We start from the raw sequence: 18,267 nt of genomic DNA, 5'->3' as shown, positions 1-18,267 counted from the left end.
CCTTTCAGGCGGCGTCCCTTTCGGAAAGCGGTTGCAAAGGTACGCCTTTTTACCGGAACTGCAAGCAATATGGAAACTTTTTTCTGAACTTTTTTACACATATAAACGCAAAATGCTGCCATACAACATATTACAGGACGAATATTCTTAAAACTGATGAAAAATGGTTGAAACGGATACTCATTAATATAATTATACGCGCGCGAAGGACACACAGGACAAAAAAACATCCACACACATCCAGACGGACATAAGTAGTAAGGCAGGACCACTTATGTGAAACGGCAAGGGTACTTATGTGAAACGGGCCACCAACTTATGTTCATCAAAAGGCATGCTTGAATCTGGGAAATCCACAAGAATAATGGGACTAAAAGAGCAGACAAGACAAATGCATAAGTGAGAAACCAATACCAGCATAAGGTGTCTAATTTTTTGACACCAAGTGTCTAATTTTTTGACACTTCAAAAAAATGATTATTATGTAATCACCTGATTATCAATTAAAATTTTATTTGGCACGATATTTGCTTAAGGAAAAGAGATAGCATACGACATATAGCATTTGAAATTGTAAAAAAGAGAATTAATAAATTAATACATACAACGAACATGAACCAAACGATTCTACGCAACCTGTTTTACACGCTGAAGCGGTTCCGCACGGCTTCATTCCTAAATTTATTAGGACTATCCGCCGCCTTTGCCGCCTTCATCGTAATTATGATGAAGCCCCGTTATGAACAACAATTCGACACCTGCTATCCCGAACCCGAACGGCTGGCGGTGCTGAACCTTTCCATTGACGGGAAAGACAACGAGCTGGTGGTGGTGCCTCGCCCGTTTGTAGATGCTGCCATCCAAGAGACCACGGGAATCGAATGCGGCACCCTGCTTTCGATGCAATTCGGAAGTAATCTGGTATATACTGACCCGCACTATCCGAAATACATCAAGGAAAACGTTGCAGCTGTATATCCCGATTTTGCAAAGACTATCGGAATGACTTTCGTGGAAGGCAATGACGAAGGGCTGGACACCCCCAACGGAGCCATTATCTCGGAAAGCCAAGCCAAACGGCTTTTCCCTGACGGAAGCGCCATAGGTAAATACATCTATTTGGAAAGTCCACACCAAGCTACCGAGGAAACACAATTCAGGATTAGCGGAGTGTACAAGGAATTCCCGAAAAATGCCCAACTCACCAATGACATCTATTGTCGCATTGGAGAAAAATGGGACCTCAACCAATGGGGAAGCTGGAGCTATCTGGCTTTCGTCCGCCTGAAACCCGGAGTCACTTACGAAGAAGTCAACCGCCAATTGGTTCAGAACAAGATTATCAACGATAAGATGGAGAAGTCATCTGATTTCAAGGAAGTCAAACCCATGGTTATTCCTATCCGAGATGTGTACTACCACACCAAGCCGTGGTTCTACTTCAAGACGGGCGACCTGCAGCACACGCGCCTGATGATTCTCATCGCCATACTGGTCATCGGCATCGCCGCCGTGAACCTTATCAACTTCACCACCGCCCTCACCCCGATGCGCATCCGCAGCATCAACACGCAGAAGGTACTGGGAAGCTCTGTCGGCTCGCTCCGCACGGGACTGGTGCTGGAAGCCGTGTGCACCGTGTTGCTGGGCTGGCTGATTGCGCTGGGCATCGTAGCTTGCTTCACGCAGACACAGGCACTGGATGCGTTGGGTTTCAATCCCGCACTGAAAGACTATCTGCCCGTCATTTTCGGAAGCGTAGGCATCGCCCTACTGACGGGTGTACTTGCCGGACTTTATCCGGCATGGTACATGACCTCGTTCCCACCCGCACTGATGCTGAAAGGCAACTTCGCCCTGAGTGGAAAAGGAAAACGGCTCCGCACCGCACTGGTCAGCTTCCAGTATTTCATCTCGGCATGCCTCATCGTGTGCTCCACCTTCATCTTCATGCAGAACGAATACCAGAAGAACATCCGCACCGGATTCGACCGCGACATGCTACTCATCGCCCAAATGCCTCAAAAACCTTTCCTGAGCCAGCCCTACAAGGCATTCGACCAGCAACTATTGGGCTATCCGGAGTTTGAAGGCGTAGCGTATGCCAACGATCGGATGGGAGGCGGAAACGTGTACAACATCCAGGGATTTACCATAGCCGAGCAACACGTACAGCCTTTCTATGTCCGCGTCTCTACCAACTTCCCGAAGGTGATGGGCATGAAGGTGACCGAAGGGCGCGACTTCCTGCCCGGCGACTCCGTAGGGCGGAACGTAAGGCACTATATCGCCACTAAAGAATTTAAGAAGATGTATAACCTGCCCACCGGACAGGAACTGAATGCCGACTGGATGGGGAAAGCCGAAATCACAGGCTACGTGGACAACGTGGCGTTCACCTCGAACCGCATCACCGCCTTTAGCGGAACGCCCTTCGTATTTACTCCTAATTTATACGATGATGACGTGCTTCCTTTCGGCTACATCCGTGTAAAAGCCGGAAGCGACCCTGCGCAAGCCCTGAGCCACGCCCGCGAAGCCTTCGAGAAGAGCTTCCCCGGCTATGCTGCCGAGATTGATTTCTTCGACAACGTATATAAGAAACTCTATACCGCCGAGACCAACCAGCAACAGGTAGTCATCGCCTTCAGCGTGCTTGCTATCCTCATCTCGCTGGTGGGTGTGTTCGGGCTGACCATTTTCGAGACGCAATACCGCCGCAAGGAAATCGGGGTGCGCAAGGTGTTCGGTGCCAGCACGAGCCAGATATTGTGGCAATTCAACCGTGCCAGTCTGAAAGTCGCCATCCTTTGCTCGGCAGTGGCGATGCCGGTTGCCTATTACGTAATGAACCGCTGGCTGGAGTCATTCACCCAGCGTGTGCCGCTCTCGGCGTGGGTGTTCGTCGCCGCCTGCCTGCTGATTATCCTGATGACCCTCGTCACCGTGACCGTGCAGAGTTACCGTGCAGCGAACAGCAACCCGATAGATTGCGTACGGGCAGAGTGACACCATTTTGAAACGCAGATTAACACAGATTTTCGCAGATTATTCGATAATCATCAATTAAAAGCACGAAAATCATATAAATAAAATCCGCGTTAATCTGCGGAAATCTGCGTTTCAACAAACAGACATACAAATATTATTAACCAACAAAAAACATACTATTATGATTAAGATTGAAAACCTTTGCAAGACATTCCGTACTACAGAAGTAGAAACTATCGCGCTCAACAATGTCAGTTTCGAGATAGCCGACAAAGAATTTGTTGCCATTATGGGTCCTTCGGGATGTGGCAAATCTACCCTGCTGAACATTATGGGATTGCTCGACAACCCGACATCAGGCGATTATTATCTGGACGAAAAAGAAGTGGGACACCTGAAAGAAAAAGACCGCACCAACGTGCGCAAAGGCAACATCGGCTTCGTATTCCAGAGCTTCAACCTGATAGACGAACTGAATGTGGCGGAGAACGTAGAGCTTCCCCTCACCTACCTGGGCGTGCCCGCCGCCGAACGGAAACAACGCGTGGCAGACATCTTGAAGCGGATGAACATCAGCCATCGTGCCAAGCACTATCCGCAACAGCTCTCCGGAGGTCAGCAACAACGTGTGGCAATCGCCCGTGCCGTGGTATCGAACCCGAAAATCATCCTTGCCGACGAGCCGACCGGTAACCTCGACTCGAAGAACGGACAAGAGGTAATGGAGCTTTTGACCGAACTGAACAAGGAAGGCACGACCATCGTGATGGTGACACACAGCCAGCGCGACGCCGGATATGCCGGACGCATCATCAACCTGTTCGACGGGCAGATTGTGGCTTCCATTGCCGAAATGTAGTTTCCTCTTTATTTTTCACCACAGATTACACAGATTTATAAAATTATTATTCGCCAAAGACACGAAGAAATAAATGATAAAATCTGTGTAATCTGTGGTGAGAATCCTAAACACCCACTCAAGCACTTATGAACTATACAATATTACGAAACCTGTTTTATACACTCAAGCGTTTCCGCACGGCTTCCGTGCTCAACCTCTTCGGGCTTTCGTTCGCCTTTGCCGCCTTTATCGTGATTATGATGAAGGTGAACTACGAACGCGCGTTCGACTCCTGCTATCCCCAGCCCGAACGGCTGGTGATGCTCAACCTGGGCGACCCCGACAACCATACCATCCGCTTCCTGCCGCGCGGCCCCATCGACTACCTGATGGAACAAGTGCCCGGCATCGAATACGGCACCATCTACGCGCCGGCATGGAGCAAGACCGCCCTTTATACCGACCCCAAGAACCCGCAATACTTCTACGAAACGCCGTGGGGAGTGTCGCCCGACTTTGCCAAAGTGGTAGGGCTGAAATTCATCGCCGGAAGCGATGCGGAGATGAACCAACCCGAAAGCGCCATCGTCTCCGAGAGTTATGCCCGCAAGCTCTTCCCCGAAGGAAACGCCTTGGGGTCATACCTCTACATCGAAGGAAGAAACTTCCTGACGCCCGACGCCACCAAGTACCGGATATGCGGCATCTATGAAGACCTGCCCGAGAACTGCCAGTTCAAAAACGACCTCTTCGTGCGCATGGGCGACACGGTGCAGAAGGACGACTGGGGAAGCCAGAACTACTTCGCCTTCTTCCGCCTGAAGCCCGGAGTCAGCGTAGAGGAAGCCAACCGCCAGATAGCCGCCACCCGTGCCATCGAGCGGATGTACGTGGACAAGAGCGACAAGACCGCCCTCTACGTCTTCCCCATCCGCGACCTCTACTACACGATGCATTCCTCCTTTTACCTGAAGACCGGAAACCGCGGCACCACCACCCTCCTCGTGGTCATCGGCATGCTCATCATCACCATCGCCTGCATCAACCTGATTAACTTCAGCACCGCCCTCGCCCCGATGCGTATGCGCAGCATCAACACCCAGAAAGTGTTGGGCAGCACCAACGGCGAACTGCGCCGCGCCCTCACCCTCGAATCGGTATGCACCGTCCTCGTGGGCTGGCTGCTCGCATTAGGCATCACGGCGGTGCTCATCCGCCTCAACGTGCTGGGCTTTATGGGATTCACGCCCTCGCTCCTCGCCTATTGGCCCTACGTGGCAGGCACGGGAGCGGCAGCCCTCGCCGTGGGCGTCATCGCGGGGCTATATCCGGCGTGGTACATGACCTCCTTCCCGCCCGCGCTGGTGCTGAAAGGCAACTACGCCCTGAGCGGCAAAGGCAAACGGCTGCGCACCGCGCTCATCGGCTTCCAATACGTGGTGTCGTTCGCCCTCATCGTGTCGGCGGCGTTCATCTTCCTGCAAAACCGCTACATGCGCAACCGCACATTGGGCTTCGACCGCGACCAGGTGCTCGTGGCGAGCCTGCCCGAAATGCCCTGCCAAAGCAGCCCCTACCGCAACTTCTACACGAAACTGAAAAGCTATGCCGAGATAGCCGACGTGGCGTTCGCCAAGTGGGAATTAGGGTCGAGCGAAGGATATACCAGCTACATGTTCCGCCACAACGGCGAGGAATACGGGCACTACTTCATCGAAGTGACCACCAACTTCCCCGACGTAATGGGGATGAAGCTCACGTCGGGCACCGGATTCCTGCCCTCCGACTCCATCAGCAAAGACCCGTTGGTATGGATTGCCACCGAGGACTTGCAGCGGCAGACGGGCATCCAGGCGGGCGAAACGGTGGACTTCTTCGTATGGGGCAAGACGCAGGCGCGCATCAAGGGCTTCGTGCAAAACACCCAGTTCACCTCGCTCAAGACCGACGCTTATCCCTACGTGTTCTGCCCCAACGCCAAGTACACCAACGGGCAGCTGCCCTACGCCTACATCCGCGTGCGTGCCGGAAGCGACATGGACACCGCCCTGCGCCGCGTGCGCCAGACGGCGGAAGAATGCTTCACCGGCTACCCCATCGACGTGAAGTTCTACGACCAGGTCTACGCCCAGCTCTACCAGCGGGAGGCAGACCAGCAGCAGATGATTACCCTCTTCAGCCTGCTTGCCATCGTGATTTCGCTGGTAGGCGTGTTCGGGCTGGTCATCTTCGAGGCGGAACACCGCCGCAAGGAAATCGGCATCCGCAAGGTGTACGGAGCCACGACGGGGCAGATACTCTGGATGTTCGGCCGCTCGTACCTCGTGCTGAGCCTCGTCAGTTCCGTCATCGCCACCCCCGTGGCGTGGTATGGTGTGACGCGGTGGATGGAGCAGTTCAGCCAGCGCGTGCCGCTCAGCCCGTGGGTGTTTATGGGGGCGTGCGTCCTTATCTGCCTCATCACCGAAGTGACTATCACCGTGCAGAATTACCGCGCGGCGACCGTCAATCCGGTGGACAGCCTGAAGACGGAGTGAATCCGGGTTTCACCACAGATTACACAGATTTTATTATTTATTTCTTCGTGTCTTTGGCGAATAATAATTTTATAAATCTGTGCAATCTGTGGTGAAAACAAACCTTGAAAAACGTGCAAAATGCAATTTAGACCCTCGGCGGACACTTTGCACGTCTGCGAGACGCATTTTAGACCCTCGCCGCGCATTTTGCAACACTTGCAAAGTCCGCGCCGACCCCTCGGCGGACACTTTGCACGACTGCGAGACGCGTTTTAGACCCTCGCCGCGCACTTTGCAACACTTGCAAAGCCTGCGGCGACCCCTCGGCGGACATTTTGCACGTTTTCCGAGGTGGGAAACAAGTTCTAAACAGTAACTATATACTGTGAAGAAACGCAGATTTTCACAGATTAACGCAGATTAAACAGATGATTAAATTTGAATCTGCGAAAATCCGCGTTAATCCGCGTTTCAAAAAAACTATTTTAAACATAAATAAACCATATGAAAAGAGCATTAAACAACCTGTTCCGACGGGGCGAAGCGAACCCCATTAAGATTCTCTGCCTCGGTGTCGGCCTCGCCATCGGGCTGACCATGCTTGCCGAAGTCATCTTCGAGCAGAGCTACGACAACTTTCTGCCCCGGCTGGAAGACACGTACCGCATCACCGAGCAATACAAATCGTCGCAAGAAGACACGTGGCGTCCCTATACACAAACACCGGGAGCCACCGCTCCGGGCGTGAAACGATATTGCCCCGAAGTGGAAGCCGCCACACGCTTCACGTGGCTGGAAAGCGGTATGCACCTCGTGGCGGAAGACCAGCGGGAAGTGACCGCCAACGCCCTCCTGTGCGACAGTTCGTTCTTCGACGTCTTCCCCCGCCGCATCCTGATAGGCGAGAATCCGCATACGGGGCTGGAGAAAGAGAACAACGCCTACATCTCGTCGCGCCTTGCTGAAACGCTGGGCACCGACATCGTGGGACACACGCTGACGTGGAAAGAATATCCCGACTTCAAGCTGAACATCGTCGGCATCTTTGAGGAGTTTCCGGAAAACACTCACCTGCCCCGCATTGACGTAGCGGTGGCATTGCCCACCATCGGACAAGTGCGCTATGACGGGCGAAACAACTGGCTGGGGAACGACAGCTACAAGAGCTACATCCGACTCTATCCCGGCACGAAGCCCGACCAGCTGACGGACAACGTGAAGCGGATGCTGGAGACCAACCTGCCGATGGAAGACCTGAGGAAAAACGGGGCGGATTATGACATCGGTTTCCAGCCCGTCGGCGAAATCTTCTCCTCGTCGGACTACAACCGCATCATGAACATTGTCTTCCTTGCCTTCGCCATACTGATGCTGGCGGTAGCGGTATTGAACTATATTCTGCTGGTCATCTCCGGAATGGTGAACCGCGCCAAGAGCATCGCCACCTACCGCTGCTACGGAGCGAAGAGCGCGGACATCTACCGGATGATTCTCAGCGAATCGGCACTGCACGGCTTGCTGAGCCTCGCCCTGGCGGTGCTGATTATCTTCGGGATTCAAGACGTGGTGCAGGAACAAATCGGGCACAGCCTCCGCTCGCTCTTCCCGCCATCGACCGTCCTCGTATGCGTGGCGGTGACCGCCTTCATCGTCCTCCTCTGCGGCGTGATGCCCGGCTATCTGTACACCCGCATCCCCGTCACCTACGCCTACCGCCGCTACACCGAGAGCAAACGCCACTGGAAGCTGGGCCTGCTCTTCGTGCAGTTCCTCCTCACCACGTTCTTCGTCGCCGTGCTGACGGTCATCAGCCTGCAATACCGCGCGCTGACCAGTTACGACCCGGGCTTCGAATACAAGGACATGCTCTACGTCTCCCTGCCCGGCACTACAAAGACCGAGCAGCAGCGTTGCGTGCAGGAACTGAAAAAGCTGCCCGAAGTATCGGGCGTGACGTGGGGCTATCAGGAGCCTTTCGAACATTGCAGCGGAAACAATGTATACAACCCTGAGACGGGACAAGAGTATATGAACATCGCCGATATGTACCTCGTGGGCGACGATTACCACAAGGTGTTCGACATTCCCGTCATCGAAGGCAGTACCTTCACGCCTCATCTGAGCGACACCGTGGCACGTCAGGTGATGGTCAGCCGCAAGTTTGTGGAACGGATGCGCGAACTGGCGGGCTGGACAGGTTCGCCCATCGGCAAGACGGTGAACATCACCGAGCACAAAGGCCCGCTCACCGTCTGCGGCGTGTACGAGGAAATCCATTTCGGTTCGCAGATAGCCGAAAGTGCCGACGAACGTCCCACGGTGATGTTCTACAGTCCCGAACCCCGCAGTTACCTCTTCATCCGCCTGCGCCAACTCTCGCCCGAAGGGATGAAAGCCGTGCAAAAAGTAGTGGAGGAAACAATGCCCAGCCAAGAGAAGCACGCGTATAGCCTGGCGTTGGAGATGAACAGCCTCTACGACGGCATCCTGCACGTGCGCAACAGCATCTTCTTCACCGGCGCGTGCATCCTCATCATCGCGCTCATCGGCCTGACCGCCTACATCCGCGACGAAATCAGCCGCCGCCGTGCCGAGATAGCCATCCGCATCATCCACGGCGCATCGGTGGGCAGCGTGCAACGCCTCTTCCTCTCCGGCCTGCTGAAGATTGCGCTCCCCGCCGCCCTCATCGGCGCGCTGGCAGCCTGGCAGGCAAGCCTCTCACTCCTCCAGCTCTTCGCCGTCAAGATTGAGCTGACGTGGTGGCTCTTCACCGGCTGCGCCCTCGCGGTGCTCCTCATCGTATGGGCAGTATCGTCCGCCCTCGTCCTGAAAGCCGCCCGTATGAACCCCACGGAGAACCTGCGGACGGAGTAAATGAAGAACGAAGAACGATTGAACACAGACAACACAGAGGGCACAGAAATTTATTTTTATCTGTGCTTGTCTGCGTTGTCTGTGTTCCTTTATTACGGCTGATTTGCAATCCGGCGTGACAAAATGACAAAAAACGTAATACGTTTGCAATTGCGATGTAATACATCGTTTGTACTTTTGGGAAACCTTTAATTACAAAAGTTATGAAAAAAGAAAGTTACATTTCGTTCATTTTAGCAGGCATCTTTTCGCTTAGTGCATGCCAAGACAGTGTTGAATTGACCGAGACTTCAAGTCAAGAAGTGAATCTGGAATCAAGGAGTGTTACTCCTGCTTATTTTGATTGGGAAACAGCTGACTTCATGCCTACCCCTAAAGGGCAAGCACGAATTGACCCACCATGGCACGGACAGGGTTCATTGGCTTACATGTATGGAGATGATGTCTTGACAGACATAAAGGCTTCTGATGGTTGGGAATTGTTATATTCTACATTCGATGCCAATGCATCCGCACCGTTGGTGAATCCTTATTTCATTCTCTATAATAAATATAGAGGACTGATGCGGATTTTCTTCTATCTAACAACAGAAACCATAACCCCTTCTTCACAATTGGAAGCCGAACTTTCAGTTCTCTCAAGCAAGCCGTCAAGCCTGCTGAACTTTATGGGAAAAGATTTCATCGATGCAAGTCAAATAACAAAATCATACGTTCATTCGCAGTTGAAAACCGTGAACAATACCCCTCCGTTGGCTTCCAACAGATGGTATATGATGCAATATGAATTGGCTTATGACCCCACCATCTCTCAATACCGTTACAATGACATCAATTTCTATTGGAATTTGAAGTATCATAATGAATTGTTTGTTAATATACGGGGTGAAGTCAAAGGAGACCTTGTCGGTACGTTAGGGGCGGCATCCTCTTCATCCAACAATAAATTGTCGGATCTAATTACAACTGCAGGCAAGGGAGTATTGGCTGGCATCGGTTCCGATTTCTTAGAAAAGAACAAGAACAATGCTGCAGGGGCGGCATCGAACAATAAATTAGGAATGCCAAATTCCGTTTTCGACAATGTGATGAAAGGGGTCAATGCCGCGCTTAGTGCCGCAACGGGAAACTTTGTAGGCGGAGCTGTCAATCTATTGAGTGCCATTATAGGTGGAAGCAGTAGTCAAGCCATTCCTATAAGTTTCGATTTAAGTGCTAATATGGCTTTGGAAGGAACGGTAACTTCAGAAGGAGCTTTCCCGTCTACCCCTATCACCTTTTGGGTGCCGGGAACCATTGGCATAACATCTGCTCCCAATTATATACCGTTATACAATAAACCGTTAGGAGTTATCAATTTTAATGGGAAACCTGACATTATTGTAAATCATATTCATTCTGAAGAAACATATACATATAATGATGGAAGTACAGTCTTAGATTTGTGGCGCACTCAAGATCAATATGATATAGAACAAAAAGATTATTCGTCTTATTTACAAATAAATCCTGAAGTTTTGAAGATTGCTGATGTGGAGATTGAAAGTCAGGATTTAATTGTAGAATATAGCACTTTCGGTCCTAGTTATAAAGATACAGGGAATTATTTATATGAAAAAATAAGTATAAACTCTACGCATTTCTATAAAACTTATGATCCGGAGACATCACATAATGGGACATCACCGGGACGTTGCGGTGTAAGATTTGCAGTCCGTGTAACTCCGCACGATGGAAGCCCTTCCTCTTTGATAGTAAAGACTTTTTTATTGAACAGAGTAGACCATACGAAGAATTATTTTAACGGGAAAGAGCAGAAATAATTAACTAATAATAAGTTTACATTTATGAAAAAGACCTTAGTATTCTTGTTCTGCGGGCTGTTCACCCTGCTGACACTCTCCGCCTGTTCCGATGATGAAACTACGGGCTGGCTTTATGCCACTTTCCAGACGAACGAAACCATTCCCGAAACTGTATATATCCGTACGGATGGAGGGACAGAACTGGAAACAACTGGCAAGGCATTGGTAAATGGCATAGAATTGGCTACCGGCAGCTATACCTTGTCGGCTCCTTCGATGACATTCGAAACAGTCGGCTTTCAAATTTCTAGCGGAAAGCGAACCACTGTGGCATGGGACCATACCCGCTGGAATGTTTTTACTGAGCAATGACCTGTTTGCTTTTCATTGAAACAAGCCCACAGATTCAGCAGTTAAAGCCTGCCGCACCTGTGGGCTTTGTTTTTGCCACCCTGCTCCAGTATCGGGAAACGTGCATGGCGCAGCTGAAGCGAAAGGGAAAGGAAGAGTGATTACTCTTCACCATAAATTCCGTCACGCCGGATTTGCAATCCGGCGTAAATGAGTATAAGGATTTTTATACTATGCACGGTATGGATTTGTGCATTTGTCGTTGTCATCAAAAAACATAAGCATACACACAAATTCCCAAGCCCCTCGAACGAACATAAGTGAAACGACTGACTCACTTATGTGAAACGCCCGAGTTACTTATGTGAAACGACCCACTCACTTATGTTCATCAAAAAGAGTGCTTAAATATACGTCGCACTGCTTCCGTAAAGACGATGTACACATCGTCTCTGCCATGTGGCATATACAAATGCACAAATTAATGCCGCGTGAAGTATAATCCGCAAGAACGGAATAAAATCCGGCATGACTTATCCGTTTATGCCGGAAAAAAACTATCTTTATTGCCGGAAACTATAAATCGGAACAACGATGAAGACACGAATCTTAGGGATGCTCCTGTGCCTCCTCTGCCTGCTGGGCTGCGGTGGCAAGAAAACACAGAAAGCCGAAACATATCCCCTTGGCGCGTCCGGTTTCCCGGAATGGATAAAGGTGGCGTGGCGCGTCAGCCAAGAGGACACGACAGTGATTGTGGCAATGGTCAACAAGTCGGAAAAGGATTGCACACTGCTGATGCACGACTACCTGCCGGAGTACCCTTGCTATATTTATTATCAAGACCATGAAGGGTGGAAAGAAGTGACCGGACAAATGAAACTGCCCCGTCCGTCCGCGCACAAGAAAAGAGAGAAAAATTATGTGGAGGCAAACCCACAATCGGAGGAAGAGCTTGAAGGCAGGGATTTGGTAAAGATTGAAGCTTGGCGAATCCTTCGTCCGGACAAACCGGTCCGGTTCGACATCCCGCTCTATAATATCACGGAAGGCAAGGTGAAAAAGGGGCTGTACCGCCTCACCTTTTTGCTGGCAGACAGGCGTTGCCACATTGTCTTCGAACTCTGAACCGAATACCGTCACGCCGGAAACGGTCATCCGAAATTAAAAACAGATTCTATTATGAAAGATACTAAACTCTTACAGATTCTTCTATGCCTCTGCCTCCTCAGCTGTGGAGGCAAGGCGCAAAAGAATCACGTTGCTGCCGATTCTGCGCAACAGCAGAAAACGAATGCCTTGGCTTTTAGCGCGTCCGAATTCCCGGAATACATTAAGAAGGCGTGGCGGGTCAGCCTACAAGATAGTATGGTATATGTGGCGTTTCTGAATACCAATAAAAAAGACAGCAAGCTACAAATGTATTATGGCTCTTTCCCTTGCGAGGTTTTTCATTACGAAAACGGGAAATGGGAAAACACAACTACCCAACTCGTTCCGCCTGAACAACATTATAAAAAGAAAGAAGCCTCCACGTCCTATCCTTTCGATTTTCTTCGGGAAAGCGCTCCTGATGCCCCCCGCCGTATGTATCCTTTCCCCCAGCAGGAGAGGGAACTCATAGGGTATAATTTGGTGAAACTCATACGAACCATCCGTCCGAACGAAACGGCACGCTTCTCCTTTTCGCTCTACAACGGCACGACCGATTCGATAGAAAAAGGGCTGTACCGTCTTACCTTTTATATAGACGGAAAGCCTTGCTATATCGTTTTCAAGCTCTGAACCGAAGGTCGATGAAGTCAATTTTAATCCGCTCAACAAATACCTATCAGAAAACGGCAGCTTAGTTGTTTACTGGATGGCAAATCCAGCGTCATTTAAAGCAATATTTTGGCTATTGTGCAAATTTGTAACATACGTGACAATATTTGTAACATACGTGCAAAAGGAATCGCTTACGATTGTTTACCTTTGCCTTAAATCTTTAAATAAAAAACAGCGTATGAAAAAACTTCTTTTTATTGCAAATGCAATCGGACTGGCGACACCCACCAACCTAAGCGGATGTCCAACCAAGTGGACGAAATAGAAGTAGGCGAAATATTAGCGGAAACCGCACGTAAAGTAGGCGGCTATACGTATTCCGTATCAAGTACACATCCTTACGGTACTTGGAATACGGAAATGGGATACGGTCTGCTTGATGCTTATGCAGCCGTACAAGAAGCAAAAGCGAGATTAAATTAACAACCATCCGGAATGTCCGTCTGTCTTATTACTGAAAGAGAATGGCGGACATTCTTTACACATCATGCTTATGAAACATTTCTTATTCTACTTGATTACATTAACCGTATGCTTGCCGTTCGCTTCGTGCAGCGATGAGTTTGCGGAATTGCCGTATGCATACGATGAAATCAGTTACAGACGTGGTTATGACCTTGACATACCTTTAGACACCGTGGTTTATATCGAAAGCCAAGCCGAATTTGACCAACTGTTTGCTGATGAAGAGACGAAGCCCGAAGCAAGCATACCATTCTCAGAGGGTGTGCTGGCGGTGGTAAAGGGTATAGCTAATGGAGGAATTGTGGATTTACAAAAAAATCTGATTCAATCGGATGACGGTTATCACTTGTCTATCCGGATTCAAACAGACTTCACAGATGTTATGGAGCCTTGGTATGTCGCCTACGTCATTCCAAAAGAATATGCAGGCAAAGTCGATTTGGATATAGAATACTACCTCACCACAGATTACACGGATTTAAATAATTAAAAATGAATATCCTTTTTCCCACCAGACATCATCCTTTTATGGTTTCCATATCAAAACCGTACGTTCTCCAATTGAAAACCGTACGTTCTCGATATGGAAACCGTACGTTCTCCAATTGGAGAACATAAAAAGAAGACAACTTGGAACAGATACTGAACCGTTCAATCATATATTGGTTCGTATCTGCCAAGCAAACTTATTAGAAAAAACAACCTCTCAGAATTTCACCGTCAGCTTCTCCCCTTCGTATGTCACTTGTTTTTCCTGTCTGTCGCCCGCATAGCGGATGATGCGCAGGGGACGGACAGCTTTCATCTCCGGGAACGAACCTTCACGGGGATGGATGGTCAGTTCGCCCTTCGATTCGTCCCATTCCATACGGACAAGCGCATACGCACCCTGCTCGTAAGCATAGTCTACGCCATTGTCTTCGTAAACGGTATAAGCGGCATCGGCTCCGGCATATATCCGGACGGTCCAGCCGGCATCGGCAGCCTCACGGGTAGTCTGCGGCTTGCCCGAAGCCAATGGCAGAATGGTTCCAGCCTTGACAAAGACCGGAATTTGTTCCAGTGTGACCGGCACGGTCTCCCAAGTCCCGTTCCCAGCGGTTTTCGCACCGGTCCAAAAGTCATACCATCCGCCTTGCACATGCGGCAGGTACACCTCCCAACGGTTCTTGCCCGGCTCCACCACCGGAGCTACCAGCAACGAAGGTCCGAACATGTATTCGTATTTCTGCGCCAAGGCAAGCGAATCGCCGGCAAAGTCCATCACTAACGGACGCATCAGGGTTCCTCCCCCGTAATGGGTGCGTGCAGCCTCCGAATAAATATAAGGGAACAGGCTATAACGGGTGTCCAACGCCCGACGGGCAAGAGCGACCACCTCCTCGCCATAATTCCAGAACTCGGTATCCGACTGATAACCGTGCACACGGGTCAAGGGCAGGAACACGCCCGCCTGCAGCCAGCGCAGGAAACATTCGTGGTAAGCCGGATCGGTGTACTGGCTTTGCCCGGGACGGAAGAAACCGCCTGCATCGTATGTCCACCAAGGCTGTCCCGACACCACCATGCCCAGACCGCCCACAATCTGCCGGCGAAGCGTTTCCCAATCATGCCCCACATCGCCCGACCAAGTTGCCGTAGCATACCGTTGCATGCCGGGAAAACCGCTTCGCGTCAACAGCATCACCCGCCGGTCGGGCATCTCACGGCGTGACCCTTCGTATACGGTACGGTTCACCAGCAGCGGATAGACATTGCGGTACACCTCGCCCGGCACTGTCTGGTTCCACACCTTCCGCCCCAGCAAGTCGTCGTTCTCCGGCTCCGTCGCATCCAGCCACCAGGCATCTATCCCGTAAGGTTTCAAAAGACGTTTGTTGAAGTTCTCCCAATAATAAGCCGCTGCATCGGGATTGAAGAAGTCAATCCACGAAGTCTGCGGAATGTAATAGCCCTTGCCCTGCATCAGTTTGCCCACCTCCGATGCCGGGTCTATCTTCGACCATACCGAAAGCATCAGGCGGGCATCCAATGCATGCACATCGTCCACCAGTTTCTTGGGGGCGGGATAACCGGATTCATCGAAACGCATGGCATTCCAGCCATACTTTCCCCAGTATTGCCAGTCCTGCACGATGACGTCCATCGGCAAACTATCGTTACGGAAGCGTGTAGCGGTCTGAACTATTTCATCCTGACCGTGGAAACGTTCCCGACAATGAATATAGCCCAGTGCCCATCGAGGCATCATCGGGACCTCACCTGTCACCCGACGGTATGCCGCAATCACCTCATCAGCTTTTCCGGCAAACACGGTATAGTCGACAGCCTCTGCTACAGGCGAACGGAACACGGTTTCATCTGTTACTTTCCGGTAATACACTTTCGGCCGGTCTTCTTTTTCCAATTCGGCTTCCACCGGATACACTCCAGCCTCCAATTCGACAATGGCAGAAGTCGTAGGAGGCAACCACAGATTCTTCATATCGAATACGGTCTGATTGCCTATCTTCAAGTGATGCCTGCGTGCCATTGTCTGCCCCACATCAAGCATCACGGCGTAGCGCCCAGACTCGCGAATAATCAGTGATGAAGCAAAGACAAACCGCTCACGCACCTCCTGCTTTCCTCCCTCAGCAGAAGTCACATCTACCGTCTCGGCATCACCGCTTGAAACCGTACGCGTCAACGTAATCAAGCTGTCTGCAGGATTGAATTCGGTCAAGCCGTAATTGTTCCACAAGATGCCGTAGCCTTTATCCGACAATACGAAAGGAACCGCTATCTGGGTATTGACCTGTGTAAGCCGGCGCGAAAGTCCCCGCACATTCAGTTGCCCGTCCTGAAATTGTCCCAGTCCGAAAAGATTTTCATCAGCAGGCGAATAAAAACACTGAGCGGCACACCTGGTAGGTTCTCCCTGTACCGATGAAGCCACCAGTTGCCGCTCTTTTTCCTGCAATATCGGTTTCCCTTCTGGCGTAAAATAAGCAAGCGTTCCTTTTTCCTTGTCTATCCGTACCACCAGTCCGGGCAAACCCAACGTAATTTCTTCACCGGTTTCCTTCACCGACCAGGCCGGCTTGTCATTCCCCACATACACCCAATCGGGCAACACAGGCTCCTGACGCACATATTTCACACGTACGGCATTGTCTGCCAACGGATAAAGTCGGATTTCCCCTTCCGATAACACCACAGTCAAACTATCCTCTGCCTGCCGGTACGAACGGACAGATTGCGCCCATCCCAGCGTAAAACACAGGCAAACGAACAATACCCAACAAATTCTTTTCTTCATCATGCTATAACTTTTTTTGGATTACAGCTCCTAAGTTAAGACATCTATCTGAAAAGCAAAAGAAACGAAGGGCAGAAAAAACCGTATTATCATCCGATGGCACTCTTTCCATACCGTCTCACATACACCGAGATGCACCCCAGCCCCAGAAGCACGATGAAGACACCTACCAGCGACGGATAACGGTAACCCATACCGGCATCTATCGGCAATCCGCCCAGATAGGCACCCACGGCATTGCCCAGGTTGAAAGCTATCTGCACACACGCCGCTCCCATCATCTCCGAGCCGCGCGAGTTCTGCAAAAGCAATAATTGCTGGGGAGGAGAGACCGCAAAGAGGCAAGCCGTGCAGACAAACATCAGGATGACGGACAGGTACGGATTGCGGGTAAAGAAGAAGATGCCCAGCAATGACAATACCATCACCATCTGCGTGACACGGATTACCGGAGCCAGCCCGTAAAGGTCGCCGCACTTGCCTCCCACCAGATTACCGATGGTCATGCCCAATCCGGCAAGCATCATCACGGCAGTCATCGAATGGGGCGAGAAACCTGCTTCGTGAATCATCTGCGGTGTGACATAGCTGAACCAGCAGAAGATGCCCCCGTTGCCGAACATCGTAGTCAGGATAATCAGCCACGGTGCCAGCCGCTTCAGGAAACGGAACTGACCTTTCAACCCTACATCGGGCAGAGCGGGCATATACGGAATCCAACGCCAAATCAGATAGAATATCAAGACTCCCCAAAGGGCATTGAACACGAAAGGAAAGCGCCACGAAAACAGGTTACTCAACAACGTGCCGAAAGGAACCCCGAAGAGGTTGGCAATGGTCATCCCCGCTATCATCAACGCTACCGCCTGCGAAGCTTTTCCTTTATCCGCCACCCGTTCCGCCACGATGGAACCTACGCCGAAGAATGCCCCGTGAGGCAATCCCGAAACGAAGCGCATCAGGAGCAACATCCAATAATTCACCGACACCGAAGCGAACAGATTCCCTACGATGTAAATCATTGCCAGTCCCAACAATATCTGCTTCAACGGACGGGTACGTGCCACCACTACGGTCAACGGAGCACCTACGCACACCCCAATGGCGTATGCCGAAATAAAGTGTCCTGCCTGCGGGATAGAAATGCCCAAATCATGGGCCACATTGGGCAGAATGCCCATCATTACAAACTCGGCAATTCCTAAGCCCAGCGTGCCGGAAGCCAATGCAATCAAACTTTTCTTCATCCTGATTAATATTTAGAACCGATCCTTGAAACACAGATTAACG

The 18,267-nt window shown here is 50.7% G+C and carries 12 protein-coding genes; 10 read left to right on the top strand and 2 right to left on the bottom strand.

The window, feature by feature from the left end; all coding sequences use genetic code 11:
• Nucleotides 1-612: 612 nt before the first annotated feature.
• The 10 genes from B5F25_RS15945 to B5F25_RS15900 all read left to right on the top strand — a co-directional run bounded on the left by B5F25_RS15945 (nt 613) and on the right by B5F25_RS15900 (nt 14,166).
• Entirely contained in the window at nt 613-3,009 is a 2,397-nt protein-coding gene (locus B5F25_RS15945; RefSeq protein WP_087250695.1) for an FtsX-like permease family protein, read from the top strand.
• A 163-nt stretch (nt 3,010-3,172) separates the two neighbouring features.
• The gene (locus B5F25_RS15940) at nt 3,173-3,850 is read left to right on the top strand and encodes an ABC transporter ATP-binding protein (RefSeq protein WP_087212869.1); all 678 of its coding nucleotides are present in this window, start codon (nt 3,173-3,175) and stop codon (nt 3,848-3,850) included.
• 128 nt (nt 3,851-3,978) lie between these two features.
• Nucleotides 3,979-6,369 carry an FtsX-like permease family protein gene (locus B5F25_RS15935; RefSeq protein WP_087250693.1) on the top strand — a complete coding sequence of 797 codons (2,391 nt, stop codon included), beginning with the start codon at nt 3,979-3,981 and terminating at the stop codon, nt 6,367-6,369.
• Nucleotides 6,370-6,855: 486 nt separating this feature from the next.
• Nucleotides 6,856-9,228: an ABC transporter permease gene (locus B5F25_RS15930; protein WP_087250691.1), complete on the top strand. Its 2,373-nt coding sequence runs from the start codon at nt 6,856-6,858 to the stop codon at nt 9,226-9,228.
• Nucleotides 9,229-9,431: 203 nt separating this feature from the next.
• Nucleotides 9,432-11,051: a hypothetical protein gene (locus B5F25_RS15925; protein ID WP_087250689.1), complete on the top strand. Its 1,620-nt coding sequence runs from the start codon at nt 9,432-9,434 to the stop codon at nt 11,049-11,051.
• Between the two features lie 24 nt (nt 11,052-11,075).
• Nucleotides 11,076-11,405 (top strand): hypothetical protein, encoded by a 330-nt coding sequence (locus B5F25_RS15920; protein ID WP_087250687.1) that lies wholly within the window; start codon nt 11,076-11,078, stop codon nt 11,403-11,405.
• A 573-nt stretch (nt 11,406-11,978) separates the two neighbouring features.
• Nucleotides 11,979-12,512, top strand: a complete 534-nt coding sequence (locus B5F25_RS15915; RefSeq protein ID WP_140406962.1) for a hypothetical protein — start codon at nt 11,979-11,981, stop codon at nt 12,510-12,512.
• Nucleotides 12,513-12,566: 54 nt separating this feature from the next.
• The gene (locus B5F25_RS15910; RefSeq protein ID WP_087250682.1) at nt 12,567-13,169 is read left to right on the top strand and encodes a hypothetical protein; all 603 of its coding nucleotides are present in this window, start codon (nt 12,567-12,569) and stop codon (nt 13,167-13,169) included.
• Nucleotides 13,170-13,451: 282 nt separating this feature from the next.
• Nucleotides 13,452-13,634 carry a hypothetical protein gene (locus B5F25_RS15905; RefSeq protein WP_087250680.1) on the top strand — a complete coding sequence of 61 codons (183 nt, stop codon included), beginning with the start codon at nt 13,452-13,454 and terminating at the stop codon, nt 13,632-13,634.
• 70 nt (nt 13,635-13,704) lie between these two features.
• The gene (locus B5F25_RS15900; protein WP_140406961.1) at nt 13,705-14,166 is read left to right on the top strand and encodes a hypothetical protein; all 462 of its coding nucleotides are present in this window, start codon (nt 13,705-13,707) and stop codon (nt 14,164-14,166) included.
• 216 nt (nt 14,167-14,382) lie between these two features.
• On the opposite strand, the gene B5F25_RS15895 is transcribed toward B5F25_RS15900, so the two are convergent.
• Both B5F25_RS15895 and araJ read right to left on the bottom strand, forming a co-directional pair.
• Complete coding sequence (locus B5F25_RS15895) at nt 14,383-16,980, bottom strand: TIM-barrel domain-containing protein (protein ID WP_241148427.1); 2,598 nt, start codon at nt 16,978-16,980, stop codon at nt 14,383-14,385.
• Between the two features lie 86 nt (nt 16,981-17,066).
• A complete protein-coding gene (gene araJ, locus B5F25_RS15890) occupies nt 17,067-18,224 on the bottom strand; it encodes an MFS transporter AraJ (RefSeq protein WP_087250676.1) in 1,158 nt (385 codons plus the stop codon).
• Between the last annotated feature and the right edge of the window lie 43 nt (nt 18,225-18,267).

Origin of the sequence: Bacteroides sp. An19 (assembly GCF_002160215.1) — a bacterium.
Lineage (GTDB): Bacteria > Bacteroidota > Bacteroidia > Bacteroidales > Bacteroidaceae > Phocaeicola > Phocaeicola intestinalis.
The sequence above is the reverse complement of the archived record's forward strand: the minus strand, read 5'-3'. Positions and strand labels throughout refer to the sequence as shown.